Raw genomic sequence first — 18,227 nt, forward strand, 5'->3', positions numbered from 1 at the left:
GTAAAAGGAATGGACACTTCTGGAGGATGCCGGAATGAGCGATGTGGTGGTGGTCTATCACAGTGGCTACGGGCACACCCGGGTCATGGCCGAAGCCGTGGCGATGGGCGTGGAACGGCACGTGGGCAGCACCTGTCGGCTGATTTCGGTAGAGGACGTCGACACCCAGTGGGAACACCTGCACCAGGCCGACGCAATCATCTTTGGCGCCCCGACCTACATGGGCAGCGCCTCGGCATCCTTCAAGGATTTTATGGAAGCCACGGCAGCGTTCTACCTCGCCCAGCCCTGGCGCGACAAGCTCGCCGCCGGGTTCACCAATTCTGGCTGTCTGTGCGGCGACAAACTCAACACCTTGCTGCAAATGGCCGTGTTTGCTGCCCAGCATTCGATGATCTGGGTCGGCCTCGACCTGTTGCCGGCCCGTAGCAGCACTGGCCTGTTCGACGGCCAACTCAATCGCCTCGGCAGCTCCCTCGGCGCCATGGCCCAGTCGAATGTCGAGCAATCCCCCGACGACGCACCACCGCCCGAGGACCGCTGCACCGCCGCGCATCTGGGCGAGCGGGTCGCGCGCCTGGCCGAACGTATGCACCACCCACCGATTTGATACATCCCCTCAAAAAAAGGAGCGCCACATGAGCACATTCACCACCCGCGACGGAACCGAGATTTACTACAAGGACTGGGCCACCGGCCAACCCATCGTCTTCAGCCACGGCTGGCCGTTGAACGCCGACAGCTGGGAATCGCAGATGATCTTCCTCGCCTCCAAAGGCTACCGGGTCATCGCCCACGACCGTCGTGGTCATGGCCGCTCCAGCCAACCATGGTCGGGCAACGACATGGACACCTACGCCGACGACCTGGCGCAATTGATCGAGTTGCTGGACCTGAAAGACGCCGTGCTGTTCGGCTTCTCCACCGGTGGTGGCGAAGTGGCACGTTACATCGGTCGCCACGGCACCGGTCGCGTTGCGAAAGCCGGGCTGATTTCCTCGGTGCCGCCGCTGATGCTCAAGACCGAAGCCAATCCCGGTGGCCTGCCAATCGAAGTGTTTGACGGCATTCGCCAGGCTTCGCTGGTGGATCGTTCGCAGCTCTATAAAGACCTAGCCGCCGGCCCGTTCTTTGGCTTCAACAAACCGGACGCCAAGCCGTCGCAAGGCATGATCGACTGGTTCTGGCTGCAAGGCATGAGCTCCGGCCACAAGAACGCTTATGACTGCATCAAGGCGTTCTCGGAAACCGACTTCACCGAAGACCTGAAGAAGTTCGACGTGCCGACGCTGGTGGTGCATGGCGATGCGGATCAGGTGGTGCCGATTGAAGCGGCGGGGATTGCTTCGGCCCGGTTGGTGAAGGGTTCGACGCTGAAGGTCTATCCGGGCGCGCCCCATGGCCTGACGGATACCCATAAGGATCAGCTCAACGAGGATCTGTTGGCATTCCTCAAGGCCTAATCAGGATCACAAAACAACAACTGTGGGAGCGAGCTTGCTCGCGATAGCGGTTGATCAGTCAGCATTGATGTTGACTGATACTCCGCCATCGCGAGCAGGCTCGCTCCCACAGGGATTTATGGATGCGCACATAACCCCGCAGGAGTTGCCGAAGGCTGCGATCTTTTGCTGCTGAATGGCACCGCGCGCACAACCTTGCACCGCCACGCAAACGGCGTGATCCCTTCGCTGCGGGTGAAGATGTGGCAGAAATGCGCCTGATCGCAAAACCCGCATTCCAGACTAATCTGCGTCAAGGTCAGGTCAGTATCTCGGATCAACTGCTTGGCTTTGGCGATGCGCTGGCAACGAATCCAGTCCTGGGGCGACAACCCGGTACTGCACTTGAACGCCCGGGAAAAATGACTGCGCGACAGGGCACAAGCCCGGGCCAGTTCGGTCACTTCCAGGGTGTCGCTCAGGCCTTCGAGGATGAGTTGCTTGACCAGACTTTCGCGCCAGGGGGCGAGGCCGCCGGTGGTGATTTTTTGCGCTGGCGTGGCGGACGCCCTGACGGCGTAATGCTGAATGTGGGCCATGACAAATGTCCGTGTCGGTGGGAATGCGCGGGCGCACTGCACGGTGGGTCAGCACCTTCCCTTTTGAAGAAAACAGGTCTGCGCAGAGGTCTTCATTCTTGGGCTCGGGGGGCATGCAGGCGAGTTAAACGTTGTTAATTCCGCGCTCGGTCCGAGGCGAAGAAACCGCGCTAACTCAGCACATCGCTGCAAGTGTGCGGGGGCCGGTCCGGTGCAAGATGTGGCAAGTATGGCGGGCCTTGTTGGACCGCTTTCCTCAGAACATCAAAGGTGAAGGCATGAAGCATTCTCTGGCTGGCACACTGGGCCTCGCGGTTGCGCTGGCCTCCGGTATTTCCCTCGCGGCGGCGCCGGCGCAGGTCGGCACCCAAGTGCCCGGTTACTACCGATTGGCCGTGGGCGATTACGAAGTCACGGCATTGTTTGACGGCTACAACGACCTGTCGCCGAAACTGCTCAAGGGCCTGACCCAGAGCCAGATCCGCGCATTGCTGGCCCGTCGTTCGATTGAAACGCCGGGCGTGCAAACCGCGTTCAATGCCTTTCTGATCAACACCGGCAAGCAACTGATTCTGGTGGACACCGGGGCAGGGCAGTGCATCGGCGCCACCGCCGGCATGCTCTCGGACAACATGAAAGCTGCCGGTTATCAGCCGGAGCAGGTCGACACCATCCTGCTGACTCACCTGCACCTGGACCATGTGTGCGGTCTGGTCGATGCCCAACAAAAACCGGTGTTCGCCAACGCCACGGTCTACGCCGCCAAGGCCGAAGCCGCTTATTGGCTTGACCCGCAAGCCATCGCCAAAGCGCCCGAGGGTGCCAAGCCGTACTTCAAAATCGCCCAGGATTCCACGGCGCCTTATGTCGCGGCGGGTCGCTTCAAAACCTTCGACGCCGGCCAGTCGCCGGTGCCGGGCGTCGAGGCCACGCTGGAAGCCGGGCACACGCCGGGCAGCACCACGTACCGCTTCACCTCCGAAGGGCAGAGCATTTTGTTCATGGGCGATCTGGTGCATAACCTCGCGGTGCAATTCCTCCACCCCGAGGTGTCGATCGGTTTTGACGTCAACAGTCAGCAAGCGATCAAGAGCCGTAACCAGGTCTTCACCGCTGCCGCCACCAGCAAAACCTGGGTCACGGCCGCGCACTTGCCGTTCCCCGGCATCGGCCACATCGCCGCCGAGGGCAAGCATTTCCAATGGGTGCCCGTGGAATACGGCCCGTACAAACGAGCGGCGAAAGTGCCGTTGATCGAGTAAAGTCTCGGCACAGAGCTCAATGGCAGATTGAACACAAACCTGTGGCGAGGGGGCTTGCTTGTGGCGAGGGGGCTTGCCCCCGCTGGGCTGCGAAGGGGCCCAAAAATCTTCGCTGCGATGCCGATTTTGTGAGTGCTGCGCACTCAGGCGGGAGCAAGCTCCCTCGCCATAAGGTTTGGCGCTGACCACTCAGCCACGGTGTAAACACAAAGGAACCCAGCTGATGAACCGTAACGATCTGCGTCGCGTCGACATGAACCTGCTGGTGATTTTCGAATCTCTGATGTTCGAAAAGAACCTGACCCGGGTCGCTGAAAAACTCTTCATGGGTCAACCGGCGGTGAGCGCGGCGCTGGGGCGGTTGCGTGATCTGTTCGACGATCCGTTGCTGTTGCGCAACGGTCGCGGCATGGAGCCGACGGCGCGGGCGCTGGCGATTCTCAAGGAACTGCAACCGGCGATGGACGTGATCTCCGGGGCGGTCAGCCGCGCAAAGGAGTTCGAACCGGCCAGCAGTTGTGACGTGTTTCGCATCGGCCTCTCGGATGATGCCGAGTTCGGGTTGTTTCCGCCGTTGCTGACTCAGTTGCGGGAAGAAGCACCGGGGATCATCGTCGTCGTGCGTCGGGCCAACTACCTGCTGATGCCGGCGTTGCTGGCGTCCGGGGAAATCTCGGTGGGCGTCAGCTACACCACCGATTTGCCGGCCAATGCCAAACGCAAAAAACTGCGGGATATTCCCTGCAAAGTCTTGCGCGGGGACAAACGTTCCGGCCCGCTGACCCTGGACGAGTACTGCGAACGGCCCCATGCGATGGTGTCGTTTTCCGGGGACTTGAGCGGCAATATCGACCTGGACCTGGCCAAGATCGGTCGCAGTCGGCGAGTGGTATTGGGCGTGCCGCAATTCAGCGGCTTGCGCGCCTTGCTGGCTGGCACCGAGATGATCGCCACCGTGCCCGATTACGCTGCTTGCGCCCTGGTCGAAGGCTGCGCCCTGCGCGCCGAAGACCCACCGTTTCCTATCGAAGCCGCACAACTGTCGATGGCCTGGAGCGGGGTGCATGACAACGACCCGGCGGAGAAATGGCTGCGTGCCCGGATCAGCCAATTCATGTCCGAACCCCTCAACATCCCGACCCCGTAACCCCAGTCCAACACCGACTTATCGTTCCCACGCTCCCGCGTGGGAATGCCTCAACGGACGCTCCGCGTTCGGCTTTGGTTGGGACGCGGAGCGTCCCGGGATGCATTCCCACGCAGAGCGTGGGAACGATCAAAACATCCCAACCCCGTAACCCCTTGTGGGAGCGAGCCTGCTCGCGAATGCAGTGGATCAGTCACTATCGATGTTGGCTGACACTCCGTCTTCGCGAGCAAGCTTTGCTCCTACAGGGTTTTGCGGTGTTTAAACGGGCGTGTTTAATCTTGGTGCGTGTTACTTGAAGAAAGCTACACAACCTTGCTCCTTTGCCTACCCTTACGCCAGAATCCGCCGGCTTGTGCGCCTTGGGTCCGGGTTTTATCGTTTCCGGGTCGCTGACCAATCAGCGATCGGGTTTAGCAGCCCGGTAAATTTCAAGGCACGTAAGTACGCCGTTTGATCAGCATTGCCTGGTCTTTTTTAATGGCGGCTGTGCGTGGGGCACTTCGGTGCGCCGGGTTCCTTGATCCCTGGTCTGCTAACCCGCGTACAGTCGCCACCCAATCGTTTAGCAGCGATGTGCGGCGGCTCCCATGATCAAGGAGCTTCACCATGTTCAAAGCCACACCCAATCCCCCGCGCAAACCCAGTCCATTCTTCTTGGTGGGCCCCGACATCAACACTGAAAACCTATTGGCTCATGCTTGCGAATCACTGGCCTCGGCCAATGTCATGGCCAGTGATTTGGCGGGATTCCTTGAAGGTTCGCATCGCAACACGCTGCTGGGGATCGCGCAGATCATCATGCTGGGTGAGCTGGCGGTGAATCGGGCGCTGGATAATCTCGACTCGCAAGGTTAACGGCTGATCGTTCCCACGCTCCCGCGTGGGAATACCTCAACGGACGCTCTGCGTTCGGCGCTTGACGGGACGCAGAGTGTGGGAACGATATCAATCAGGGGATTTGTGGTGCGACGGAAGCCCCCTTGCCACGGGGTTGCGTTAGCAGGACGCTCACTGGCTATACCTACCGTCCATCGATAACCCTATGCACCTGTAAGTTATGACAGTAGCCAGCCCCTCGCAGTTGGAGCCCAATCACAGCACGTGTTCTCGCGTAAATCTGTATTGGTGTCGTTGCCAAGGAGCTGCGTCATGACTGCTTACAGCCTGTTCCTGTTTCCACCGCTTGAACCTGGCCTGGCACCAACGGCCCTTCGGCCGATCATCATTCCGGGCCTGGTCGAGCCGGTTGACGGTGGTGACGGAGGGGTCAATATTGCCCTGCTCAACGATTATCCCGATGGCGTGCTATGCGCCATCAGTGCTTATCGGGCACCGATGAGCGCCGGCGACAAAATCGAGGTTTACTGGGGTCTCGATAAGGTGCTAACAAAAACGGTGCTGCCCGAAGAAGTCAACGAGCGGCTGTATTTTTACCTGCCCAAGGAGTCGATTCAGCCGGGTTGGGTCGAACCCGTCTATTACGATTTGACCCGTCTGGGGCAGTCCACGCCTGACGACTCTTCATCTCCTTTACGCTTGCTGGTCAAACTCGATCGGCCGGGAGGGCGGGATAGGGCTCCGCACTTGCCCATCGGCCACTCTGAGCTGTATCCGGTGAAATTACCCGATGAGGTGATCAGCGACGGCGTCGATTCAGGCTGGGCGCAGCGTAGCGTTCCAATGACTGTCGACACTTACCCAAATATCAGCGTGCGCGACAAAATTCGAATCAGATGGGGCAATGTCCAGCTTCCCACTCATGTGGTCACCCAGGAACAGGCTGACGGTACGGCACCCATCGTGATCGCGGCCACCCGGGACTACATTCTGGCAGCCGGTGACGGGCCGGCGCTGGTGGTGAGGTACGAATTGGTTGATGAGTGCGGAAACCGTGGCGAACGACATTCGCAGCCCGCCACGGTGAAGGTTGGCGCTGGCGCTGGACTCATGGACGCGCCCATCATCCAGGACTCGGTCGGCGGGATAATCGATCTTGAGGTACTGAGCAAAGATGGCGCCCTCATTTATATAAATCTCAAACGTGCTGAGGTCGATCTCGACGACAGCATTACGATGACCTGGGTCGGTACGCCGGAGGTCGGCGAGCCGTTGATTCATACCGAAACGGTCACCGTGACCAGCGTTCCCAGCCTCCTGTCGTTGTATGTGCCTTACGTTGACGTCCGCGCGATTGGCGGGGGATCGGCTTACGTATTTTATGTGCTGACCAAAAAAATCGGTGGCGCCCCTATATCTTCCAAGCGCGCGGCCACCCTGGTGTTCGGCGATCCGTCGTTGTTACCCGAACCGACCATTCGTGAGGTGCTGGGCGATACGCTAGAGCCCACCGAAAACGTCGCCACAGTGGACGTCGCCTACGACAGCATGGCCTCCGGAGATCTCGTGTGCATCCACTGGATGGGCACCCGTAACAATGGCGACCCTTATGTTCATGAGCAGGAATACCTGGTCAGCGCAGGGGATGCGGCGTACAAGCGAATTACCTTTTACGTAGAGAGCGAACACATCCGCATGCTCGAAAACGGCAGCCTCGATCTCTGGTATCAGGTGGCCAACGACGCCTGGGCGGTGGCAGGTGTGAAAGACTCCGAACATCTGTTGGTGAAGGTCGAGCAGGTGAGGGCATCATTGCCGATGCCGACGGTTGTGGAAGCCGATCCGCCGGACATACTCGACCCATCGAAAGTGGGGGATTCCGTTACAGTTTGGATCAGGAACGAAACGTCAAGACAGGGCGACATCCTGACCTACTACTGGACCGGAGCCTACGACGCCAGTAGCACCAGGGACTCGTTGCCGATCACCAGTATTACCGCAGGGCAGCCCATCACTTTTCGAGTCAGCGCCGAGTTTGTCCAGGCCAACATCGGCAAGTACGTCAAGGTGCGTTATACCCTTTGGCGTGTTGCGACCAAGCTCTTCAGCTATTCGGCGACGTTGAACCTGCTCATCGGTGAATTGGTCGGTGACCTGCCACCACCGGAAGTGCTGCAGGCGCCGGACGGCAACCTGAACCCGATGCAAGGGCTTGGCGGTGTGGACGTAAAAGCAGGTTACGAAAGCATGAAGCCGGACCTCGATGTCGTCGGCCTGCATTGGCAAGGAACCCCGGGAGCGGGTACCTCCGAGGGGCTTGAGCTACCGGCAGACCCAAGTAAAAATGTGCAGTTTCATCTACCCGAAACCGTCGTCGGTCCCAACATTGGCCGGACCGTGCAAGTGACCTATGACGTCATGCGTTACGGCACCCGGACACCTTCAGAACCTTTGATCCTCAACGTCTTGACGTTCCAGGATCCGGAAACGCAACTACCACGCCCTCAGGTGCCGGAGGCGGTGGCCGGGGTGCTCGACTTGATGGAAATCCCCGCCAATGCCACCGCCACGCTGGGGACCTGGCCCTATATCGCGGCGCGACAGAAGGTATGGTTCCGCCTCTTGGGGACGACGCCGGTTGGCGCCGATTACACCATCGATTTACTGACGGGCGCCGAGATTTCAGCGGGGCAGGTGAGTAGCGGTCTTCGCGAGACCCTGCTACGGAGCGAACTGTTGAAACTGGCCCACAACTCGCCCGCTACCCTGATGGCCAAAGTGGCGTTCGACCCCAGTCTTGTGGAAGACGACGCGATCGAATTCCCTGTGCTGCAGCTGACCATTCGCACGCGATACGACTATGTAACGCCGTTGATTTACAAAGTCACCGATGCCCGTGGTGAAATCCCTCACGAGGGTAAAACCTTCGATGCCGAAGTGACCTTTGAAGGCAGCGCAACCCGAGGCGAGGTTGTTGAGCTGTTCGATGGAACCACCCAATCGATTGGCAGGGCAAACGTCAATGACTCGGGCGTGTGGCAGCGCAGACTCAGCAACCTGATGGAAAAAACCTACTACATCACCGCCAATGCTCTGTATGACGTGGACCCGGTGTCGAGTGAAACCCGAACTTTTACGGTCGACTTCGCGGTTACGCCGATGATCTCCAACATCACCGACTCCAAAGGTGAGGTTCTCCCCGACGCCATTACCTATGACAACGCGGTGGAGCTGGTAGGTAGCGCGAGCCCGGACGAGCGGGTGGAAGTGTTCAACGGTAGCGAGTCATTGCGTGTGCTCGATGTCGACGGCTTTGGCGTATGGAAACTGCGTCTGACCAATCTGGAGATAAAAACCTACACCCTCACAGTCAAGGCGCTGTACGACGTGGACCCGGTGTCCAGCCCGCAAAGGACTTTCCGTGTCGCACAAGCCGTGACGCCGACGATTTCGTCGGTGACAGATGTGCGAGGGGCGATCAGCAATGGCGGCACGACTTATTACAAATCCGTGACGCTGAGTGGCAAAGCCAGCCCCAATGAAAAAATCGAGCTCCTGGATGGCCCCGGTTCTGTTGACATCATCGATGTCAAAGCCAGCGGCGATTGGACTTACGTATTCTCCGGCATGCAGTTGAAAGACTATCGACTCACGGCAGTCGCGCAGTACGGTGACAGGCCTGTGTCCACCCCAGTGCGCACCTTTACCGTGGCTGCGCAGATTTCCCCCACCATTACGTCAATGGCCGACGCGGCCGGCCAGATGGCGCAGGGCGCTACGACCTACTACACCACCGTCACGGCGACTGGTAGAGCCACGCCACGTGAAGTCGTCGAAATTCTCGATAACAGCACGGTAAAAGGCCCAGCCAACGTCAATGACAGTGGTGTCTGGGCGTACACGCTGAGCAGCCTTGACCCCAGGTTTTACAGCATCACCGCCAGGGCTCGCTATGACGTGAACCCCGGAACGAGCGGCGCGCGGTCCTTTACCGTTGGGACGCATGTCGTTCCAAGGCTGGACTCGGTCCGGGATTCTCGTGGAGAAGTGGCTGATCAAGGCACGACCATCGATACCTCTGTCAGCCTGACAGGTGTGGTTACGCCTCTGCATTCGGTACAGATTTACGACAACAATTCGCCAAAACACACGGCCTCGGCCAATAGCAGTGGCACCTGGTCCACCACTCTGTTGGTGCCGATCAGTCCACACACCATTAATGTCAAAGCGGTCACTACGGGGCAAATATCCAACACGCGCAGTTTTACGGTGCAATCGCCGACACCGCCGCTCAACTTCAACCAAAATCCCGTGACGCTGAGCGGCAGGGCCTATGTGATTCCTGGAAATCCCGGGATCTTGCCTGTATTTGGCGCAGGTACGTCAATTCGTCATAGCGCCAGTGGGGGCGTCCAACCCTATCAATATAGCTCCAGCAACATAGCCGTCGCGGTGGTGGACAACACCGGGCTGGTGACGGTGCGAAGGAACGGTCAAGCGACGATCAGAGTGCAAGACAATTCCCAGCAATTCAAAACCTATACCGTGACGGTTACAGGTGTCATGCAGTGCGTTGGCGTAGGTCGTCAGCAGTGGGGGGCTGCCAATAATGCCGTTGGTGGCATAGGAGCCAGATTACCGACCATCGCTGAGATGCGTGTTGTACTTGCACAGTTTGGGAGTCGCTGGCCGATGGGGCAGGATTTTTACTGGACATCGGAGGCTGCGAGTGGAAGCGCACACTGGATAGTGCATATTCCCGGTGACGGTCAGGCAATCAGTCGTTTGAATGCGGGGACGGCGTTAGCCTTTGGTATCAAAGCCTATTGATGGTTTTTGAAACTTCGAAGATGACAATCTATGGCTAGAGGCTGCTACCTATAGCCACAGGTTTGCGTGGAATGGAGATGTACGAGAACCTCTACCACTCGTCGCTACTGTCAGATTTGACAGTAGCCAACCCACCCCCTTCCTCCGCGTAATACCCCCTGTCAACGTCCTTCCTCCCGACAGGAGTTTTCGCCATGCCTTCCACCCCTTCGGACAACACCCCACTGCTCCTGGCCGAACTGGACATCCCCGGGCGTACCGGCCCGATCCTCGGGACCACCAATGTCTGGGGCCTGAACATCGCCGCCGTGCAGGACAACTTCCCACGTCAGGGCCTGCAATGCCGTGCCGGGCCATGGGGTGTCATGGACCAGGGCGATGACTTGCGGATTTTTCTGGGTGCGGGCAATGAAGTGCTGCAGGAAACCGTTAACCAGGCTCAGGTCGGCGAGACGCTGACCTTGTTCATCAAGGCCAGCGACATCAGCGAAGGCCCCCAGGACGCGTTCTACACCGTCAGACGCGTGGGTCAGACCCCGGAGCCTTCCGAAGTGATGAAGGTGTTCTGCAAACTCACTCGGCCCGGCGGTCATGATGACAACGGCGAGCCGGGGCATTCCAAACTGGTCATGCGCATTCCGGCGGAAATCGTCGACGGTGGCATCGACAGGGACAACGTGCAGGACGGCGTACCGATCACGATTGAACACTTTCCCAACATGGCTGCCGGCGATGTGATTCAGGTGACCTGGGGCGGTGTGTTTGTGCTCAGCGATCCGCTGACCCAACGGCAAGTCGATGGGCTGGACCCGATGGTTGTCCAGATCACTGAAGCCAACATTCGCGAAGCCGGGGATGCCGACGCTCCTGGCCTGGCAGTGGCGTTCGAGGTGTATGACTGTGTCGACAACCGCTCTGAAGACTGGAGCCCACAACAGCTCATCATCGTCGCCGTTGACGCCGACCGTCTCGACGCGCCGCTGCTCAAGGAGGCCGCCAACAACGTCCTGGACGTCGACCAATTGGGCAATGCCAACGGCACGGCGCAGATCATTGCTGTCGACAGAACCAAATTCGCGGCAGGCGACGAAATTTTTGTCCGGCTTAAAGGCACCCCGCTAGAAGGCGCACCGATCGATATTGAGATCGGGCCCAAACGATTGGACAGCGTACCCAGCATTGTAGAAATCGAGGTGCCCAACGCGCAACTCCGGCAATTGGCCAAGACGCAAATGGTGCTGTCCTTCCGCTTGAAAAAGGCCGATGGCTCCGCCGACTTGTTGTCCAAGGGCCAGTTCATACGGGTGATCGGCGAAGTCCAGCGGCTCAAACCACCGATTGCCCGGGATGCCCATCAGGGCGCCATCGACCCGGAGCTGCCAGGCGCACTGATTGAAATTCCCTTCGCCCCGTCCTTCCATGCTGGTCAGGTCATCAAGCTGTTCTGGCTCGGCACCACCTATGATTTCGCCACCTACTTGCCTGACCTGCCGCCGCGCCCGATCACCGACGGCGAGGCCGCGGCCAAGGATCCGCTGTTTATTATCGTGGAGGGCCGGCACCTCAAGGCCATCGAGGGTGGCACCCTGGAGCTGTATTACCAGTTGCTGCTCGACGACAAGGTGCTGGCGACGATGAACAGGTTCAACGCGACTCACACCATTCGCGAGTCGGAGCACCAGGAGGTGCTGAACATCGGCGACCCACGGCTGGAGCTGGTCGCGCCGATTGTCCTCGGCGAACAGGACGGCGTGCTCAACCCGGATGACCTGCCCAACGGCATCGGCGAGCTGACCGCGCCCCCGCCAACGAGGGAAATCACCAAGGCTGGCGACAAAGTGACGTACACCTGGGTCGGCTCGGTGACGGGCAGGACGAGTGACACCATTAACCTCAACACGCAAAGCGCCAATAAGGACGTGCCGTTCACCCTCGATGTCGGGTTTGTTAACACACACCTCAAGCCGAATCAGAGCGGAACGGTAAAGGCGTCGTATGAGATTTATCGGGCGGCGAAAGGGACTACCCCGGCGCGGACCAGCTATTCGGAGGTATTGGTGTTTAGCGTTGGGGCGGCGATGGTGCTGGACAAGCCGAGGGTCAAGGAGGCCCCGAATGGCGTCACCCTTAACCCGGTAGCCGCAAAAGACACCCTGACCGCCATTTTGGATTACGACATGCGGGACGGAGACAAGATCACCGTCACCTGGACCGGCGCCAGTGGCACTGGGGCTGAGGGTTCTCACACCACGGCACCGCTCACTGTCGAAACCATGGGGCCCAAACAAATACCCCTGCTAAATTCCGTGGTGGCGTTCAACCTGAGCAAAACGGTGACCGTGACCTACAGCGTCACCCGTGGCAGTACACCGGCAACAGCTTCACTGCCGCTGACGTTGAACGTGTTGACGATTCCAGCCAGCGACCTCGATGCCCCGCGGATACTGGAAGCACAGAACAACGGTGATGGGCCGGAGCTGAATATCAGCAACCTGACCGCCGGCGCCACACTCAAACACGGTAGTTGGCCGCTGCTCGCCTTGCGTCAACGCATCTGGTCTCACCTCAAAGGTCAGAAACCCAATGGCGATACGCACGATAAAGTGATGATGTATGGGGAATACAACCAACTTCATCAGGACTGGCTAGAGAAAGGCTATTACTCGCAGCCCGTTCCCTACGACTACCTCAAGGAGTTGGCCGATGGCAGCCTGTTGAACCTTGAGTTTAAAGTCGGGATGGACAAATCGCCGGATCCGAACACGGCGCTGAGTTTCCCGGTGCGGACTTATACGATTAAAGCCATCGAGTTGGTGAACCCGGTAATTGATTCGGTGACGGGCGCCTCAAGTGGTGTCGAGATTCCCGATAACGGCACGACCACTGAAACCAGCGTTACCCTGACCGGCACTGCCAGCAAGGGCCAACAAATTGAAGTTTTCGACGGTTCCGGTGCAAGTGCAGTTTCCAAAGGCACAGCAACGGCCGATGTCATCACCGGCATCTGGCGACGTACCATTACCGTCGCACAAGGCGCACACCGCTTGTATGTGAAATCGAATTATCACAGCAGCCCCGTCTATTCGAACGTACGCAACTTGACGGTGGTGGCTGTGGTCGTCCCATCCATCACCTCGGTCAAAGGCTCGCCAAGCAATGTCGAAATCCCTAAGAGTGGTATCACTGTCGAAACCAGTGTCATCCTGACCGGCGCCGCGAGCAAAGGTCAGAAGGTACAAATCAAGGATGGGGCGACGGTCAAAGGAGAGGTGACGGCCAACGCGACCAGCGGCCTCTGGAGCTATGCCGCCAGCGCTTTGAGCGTAACCGACCACAGCTTTGCTGCCACGGCCTTGTATGGCACAGGGAGCACTTCGGCGACGTGGGCGTTGACTGTGACGGCCGTGGTTGCTCCGACGATCACCTCGGTGAAAGGCTCGCCGAGTGGTGTCGAGATTCCCAAGAATGGCTTCACCGTTGAGACCAGTGTGACACTGAGCGGGATAGCGAGTAGAGGTCAGGAAGTCGAGGTTTTTGATGGCGCTACTTCCAAAGGGAAAGCCAGGGCTCACGCGACAACAGGAGTCTGGACCCTTCCGGTATCGGGTTTAAGTGTGTTGGTACACAACTTCAAGGTCAGAGGGCTCTATAGCAGCCTTCCAGAATCGACGGTGTGGAAGTTAGAAGTGATAAGGATATTGAGCGCAGGGCCGAATAAAACAATGAATACCTCTGGTTATGTTGTTATTCAGGGTAAACCTCCTCTAAACCCACCTGCCAGTGCGATCTTTACTCAAGTAGCTACTGGCGGAGCTACTCCTTATACATATAAGTCTAGTGATAATAATGTTGCGCTTGTTGACGCAAGCAGTGGAAGAATTGTCGCATCCGGAAATGGCTCTTGTACGATCACTGTCACTGACGCAGTCCATACAACATCCAGCTTTACTGTAACTGTAATTAATGCAGTCTTTTGGATGAGCGTTCATAACGGGCAGCCAACGCTTGTGGGAACCAACGCGTGGACCAGAACCAATCAAGCTATCGCTGCGAGCGGAACAAGGTTGCCAACGGAAAGTGATACGAGGGCGCTTCTCGTTTTGTATTCTACATATCCCAACAGTTCAGTTCACGGTATGTCCTGGTGGGCAGGAGGCGTGTCCCAAACAAAGTATGTAATCGGTTCGCTTTACCATAATTTAGCTACTAATAAATTTGATTACATGACGCGGGAATATGATATAGGCGCTCCTATTGCTGTTCCTACTTTTGGCGTTCGATAAGTAATTGGTGAGCCCGACGCGGGCCCCCCAGAAGACTCTTTGCGGGATCTGTGTTCAAGCAGTAAGCCTCACTAGGTTTCATACCTGTGCCCACCCGCAAAAAAGAGCACGTACATCCAATTTTTCCCATCCCCACCCCGGCACTCTCTCATCAAGTGCCGGCGAAGCCATGCCGGTGGTTTTTCAATGGGGCGGACAGGCCATGAATGCATCGGGATGGGATGAGCGGGCTCGGGATTTGGGGCTGCTGTTTTTGCGGGTCAGTGGCGGGTTGTTTCTGCTGTGGGTGCATGGCTTGCCCAAGCTTCTGCATTACAGCGAACAACTGCAAAACATCGAAGACCCGTTCCACCTCGGCGCCTATCTCACGCTGATCCTGGCGATTTTTGCCGAGGTGTTGTGCCCGCTACTGATCGTCGCCGGGGTGCTGGTGCGTTTGGCGTGTTTGCCTATCCTGTTTCTGCTGCTGGTGGCGTTGTTGATCGTGCATCCGCAATGGAGCCTGTTCGAGGGGCAGTTCGGCTGGCTGCTGTTGATTGTGTTCACCAGCATCCTAATCGCCGGGCCCGGACGGCTGGCGCTCAATGATCGATTCGCCGGAGTTTTGCGTTATGCCTGAGTCCTCAAACACCGCTGCAACCACGCGGCCGGGTTTCGATGAGATCGTCACCCTGATCATCAAACACCGGGTCAAGGCCGGTTTTGAAGCGCCGTATGAAGCCTGGTTGCGCAACATCGTGACGATTGCCGGGCAGCAGGAAGGGCATTTGGGCGTGGACGTGATGCGCGGCAAAAACGCCGGCCTCGACATGTACACCTGCGTGCTGCGTTTTTGCTCCACCGAGGCGATGCAACATTGGCTGGATTCACCGCAGCGTCTTGAACTGGTCAACGAAGCCACGCCAATGCTGGCCGACGGCGACCAGACCGAGGTCAACCCGGTCAATGAATTCTGGTTCGCGCCAACCGCCGACGCCGCGTCGCCACCGCCACCGCGCTGGAAGCAAGCCGTGGTGACGTTGCTGGTGATTCTGCCGCACACCTTGCTGGTGCCGCTGCTCTGGGGGCCGCTGCTCAAGCTTCACCCCATCCTGTCCAATTACGTGCTCGCCACGTTCCTGATCACCGTGACCATCGTGGTGTCGGTGGTGTACCTGTTCATGCCCCGGGCGACCCGATTGTTCGCGCCCTGGCTTTCTCATTCCACTGCGACGAAGGAAACGCGATGAACGCCGATCTGATTCTATTCAATGGCCAATTTCATACCGTTGACCGCGAAAACCCGCTGGCCAGCGCGGTAGCGATCAAGGACGGGCGCTTTGTCGCGGTCGGTAACGACGGTGAAGCCATGGCCCTGCGCGGCTCGGGTACCCAGGTCATCGACCTCAAGGGCCGCTGCGTCATCCCCGGCCTCAACGACTCGCACTTGCACCTGATCCGTGGCGGCCTCAATTACAACCTCGAACTGCGCTGGGAAGGCGTGCCGTCGTTGGTCGATGCCCTGCGTATGCTCAAGGACCAGGCCGACCGCACCCCCACGCCGCAATGGGTGCGGGTGGTCGGTGGCTGGAATGAATTCCAGTTCGCTGAAAAACGCATGCCAACCCTGGAAGAACTCAACCAGGCCGCGCCGGACACCCCTGTATTTGTCCTGCACCTCTACGACCGCGCCTTGCTCAACCGTGCCGCGCTGCGCGTTGCCGGCTACACCCGCGATACGCCGAACCCGCCGGGCGGTGAGATTGTCCGGGATGCGAATGGCAACCCCACCGGGATGCTGGTCGCGCGGCCTAACGCGATGATTCTCTACTCGACCCTGGCCAAAGGGCCGAAGTTGCCGCTGGAATATCAGGTCAACTCGACCCGCCAATTCATGCGCGAACTCAATCGCCTGGGCCTGACCAGTGCCATCGATGCTGGCGGTGGTTTTCAGAATTACCCGGACGATTATCAGGTGATCGAGCAGTTGGCCAAGGATCAGCAACTGACGATTCGCATCGCCTACAACCTGTTCACCCAGAAACCCAAGGAAGAGCTGACCGACTTCAAAAACTGGACGTCGAGCGTGACCCTGCATCAGGGCGACGACTACCTGCGCCACAACGGCGCCGGCGAGATGCTGGTGTTCTCGGCGGCGGATTTCGAGGACTTCCTCGAGCCGCGTCCGGACCTGCCGCAAACCATGGAAGCCGAGCTGGAACCAGTGGTTCGTCACTTGGTGGAACAACGCTGGCCGTTCCGTTTGCACGCCACCTATAACGAATCCATCAGCCGCATGCTCGACGTGTTCGAGAAGGTCAATCGCGACATTCCGTTCAACGGTTTGCCATGGTTTTTCGACCACGCTGAGACCATCACCCCGCAAAACATCGAGCGGGTGAGGGCGCTGGGCGGTGGCATTGCGATCCAGGATCGCATGGCGTTCCAGGGCGAGTATTTCGTCGAACGCTACGGCGCCAAAGCCGCCGAAGCCACACCGCCAATCAAGCGCATGTTGGCCGAAGGCGTACCGGTCGGCGCCGGCACCGATGCCACGCGGGTGTCCAGCTACAATCCTTGGACCTCGCTGTACTGGATGGTCAGCGGCCGTACCGTTGGCGGTCTGGAGCTGCACGCCGAAGGTCTGTCGCGACTGACCGCGCTGGAGCTGTTCACCCACGGCAGCGCCTGGTTCTCCTCCGAGCAGGGCAAGAAAGGCCAGATCAAGATTGGCCAACTGGCCGACGTCGCCGCCCTCAGCGCGGATTTTTTCAGCGTCGATGAAGAGGCGATCAAGTGGATCGAGTCCGTGTTGACCGTGGTCGGCGGCAAGGTGGTGTACGCCGCCGGTGACTTCGAAAAACTCGGCCCGGCCAGCGTGCCGGTGCTGCCGGACTGGTCGCCGGTGGTGAAAGTCCCTGGCCACTGGCGCCCGACCTCGCCGATGCAGGCCCAGGTTCACCATTGCAGCGGGCCGTGTGGCGTGCACTCCCACAGCCATGAAAAGGCGCGCCTGTCGAATGCGCCGGTCAGTGATTTTGCCGGTTTCTGGGGCGCCTTTGGCTGCTCGTGCTTTGCCTTCTGACGCACATAAAAAAGCGCCGGCCCAACGTTCCGGCGCTATAAGCACCATCCATCTACCAAGGAGTTTCACATGAGCAACGTTCCGTACAAACGCCTGAACAAAGACGATGCCGTTGTACTGTTGGTTGACCACCAGACCGGCCTGATCTCGTTGGTGCAGGATTTCTCGCCCAACGAATTCAAGAACAACGTGCTGGCCCTCGCGGACCTGGCCAAGTTCTTCAAACTGCCGACCATTCTCACCACCAGTTTCGAAAACGGCCCCAACGGCCCGATGGTCCCTGAGCTCAAAGAACTGTTCCCGGACGCGCCGTACATCCCGCGCCCAGGCCAGATCAACGCTTGGGACAACGAAGACTTTGTCAAAGCCGTCAAAGCCACTGGCCGCAAGCAGCTGATCATTGCCGGTGTGGTAACTGACGTATGCGTGACCTTCCCAACCTTGTCGGCGCTGGCTGAAGGGTTTGAAGTGTTCGTGGTTACCGATGCTTCGGGTACTTTCAACGAAACCGTGCAACAAGCCGCATGGGCGCGCATGTCGGCGGCCGGAGCACAACTGGTGAACTGGTTCTCCGTGGCCTGCGAGCTGCAAGGCGACTGGCGCAACGACATGGAAGGCCTGGCCAACCTGCTGTCCCCGCGTATTCCGAACTATCGCAATCTGATGAACAGCTATTCGGTGTTGACCGCCAAGTAAGATCGCGCAACCTGTGGGAGCGGGCTTGCTCGCGAATGCGGTGTGTCAGGCAATACAAATGCCG

General features: G+C 58.8%; 12 protein-coding genes. 11 read left to right on the forward strand and 1 reads right to left on the reverse strand.

Features of this window, described 5'->3' with window-relative positions:
* The first annotated feature begins 34 nt into the window (after window positions 1-34).
* A complete protein-coding gene (locus ACWIKB_RS28025) occupies window positions 35-610 on the forward strand; it encodes a flavodoxin family protein (RefSeq protein ID WP_475270736.1) in 576 nt (191 codons plus the stop codon).
* Between the two features lie 28 nt (window positions 611-638).
* Window positions 639-1,463, forward strand: a complete 825-nt coding sequence (locus ACWIKB_RS28030) for an alpha/beta fold hydrolase (protein ID WP_475270737.1) — start codon at window positions 639-641, stop codon at window positions 1,461-1,463.
* 116 nt (window positions 1,464-1,579) lie between these two features.
* Here ACWIKB_RS28030 and ACWIKB_RS28035 read toward each other — a convergent pair whose 3' ends face one another.
* Window positions 1,580-2,041, reverse strand: a complete 462-nt coding sequence (locus tag ACWIKB_RS28035) for a helix-turn-helix domain-containing protein (protein ID WP_475270738.1) — start codon at window positions 2,039-2,041, stop codon at window positions 1,580-1,582.
* A gap of 278 nt (window positions 2,042-2,319) precedes the next feature.
* On the opposite strand from ACWIKB_RS28035, the gene ACWIKB_RS28040 reads away from it, so the two are divergent.
* From ACWIKB_RS28040 to ycaC, 9 genes are all read left to right on the forward strand, one after another.
* Window positions 2,320-3,303, forward strand: a complete 984-nt coding sequence (locus ACWIKB_RS28040; protein WP_475270739.1) for an MBL fold metallo-hydrolase — start codon at window positions 2,320-2,322, stop codon at window positions 3,301-3,303.
* A gap of 223 nt (window positions 3,304-3,526) precedes the next feature.
* A complete protein-coding gene (locus tag ACWIKB_RS28045) occupies window positions 3,527-4,450 on the forward strand; it encodes a LysR family transcriptional regulator (protein WP_475270740.1) in 924 nt (307 codons plus the stop codon).
* A 609-nt stretch (window positions 4,451-5,059) separates the two neighbouring features.
* Window positions 5,060-5,308, forward strand: a complete 249-nt coding sequence (locus tag ACWIKB_RS28050; protein ID WP_475270741.1) for a DUF6124 family protein — start codon at window positions 5,060-5,062, stop codon at window positions 5,306-5,308.
* Between the two features lie 294 nt (window positions 5,309-5,602).
* Complete coding sequence (locus ACWIKB_RS28055; RefSeq protein ID WP_475270742.1) at window positions 5,603-10,120, forward strand: Ig-like domain-containing protein; 4,518 nt, start codon at window positions 5,603-5,605, stop codon at window positions 10,118-10,120.
* Between the two features lie 194 nt (window positions 10,121-10,314).
* Window positions 10,315-14,403 carry an Ig-like domain-containing protein gene (locus ACWIKB_RS28060; protein WP_475270743.1) on the forward strand — a complete coding sequence of 1,363 codons (4,089 nt, stop codon included), beginning with the start codon at window positions 10,315-10,317 and terminating at the stop codon, window positions 14,401-14,403.
* Between the two features lie 202 nt (window positions 14,404-14,605).
* Entirely contained in the window at window positions 14,606-15,022 is a 417-nt protein-coding gene (locus ACWIKB_RS28065; protein WP_475270744.1) for a DoxX family protein, read from the forward strand.
* Complete coding sequence (locus ACWIKB_RS28070; RefSeq protein ID WP_475270745.1) at window positions 15,015-15,632, forward strand: antibiotic biosynthesis monooxygenase; 618 nt, start codon at window positions 15,015-15,017, stop codon at window positions 15,630-15,632. Before ACWIKB_RS28065 ends, ACWIKB_RS28070 begins: the two co-directional genes overlap by 8 nt.
* The gene (locus tag ACWIKB_RS28075) at window positions 15,629-17,467 is read left to right on the forward strand and encodes an amidohydrolase (protein ID WP_475270746.1); all 1,839 of its coding nucleotides are present in this window, start codon (window positions 15,629-15,631) and stop codon (window positions 17,465-17,467) included. The genes ACWIKB_RS28070 and ACWIKB_RS28075 overlap by 4 nt, the downstream gene beginning before the upstream one ends.
* Window positions 17,468-17,536: 69 nt before the next feature.
* Entirely contained in the window at window positions 17,537-18,163 is a 627-nt protein-coding gene (gene ycaC, locus ACWIKB_RS28080) for an isochorismate family cysteine hydrolase YcaC (protein WP_123513827.1), read from the forward strand.
* Window positions 18,164-18,227: the final 64 nt, after the last annotated feature.

It is taken from the genome of Pseudomonas sp. 5Vm1k (assembly GCF_056161485.1).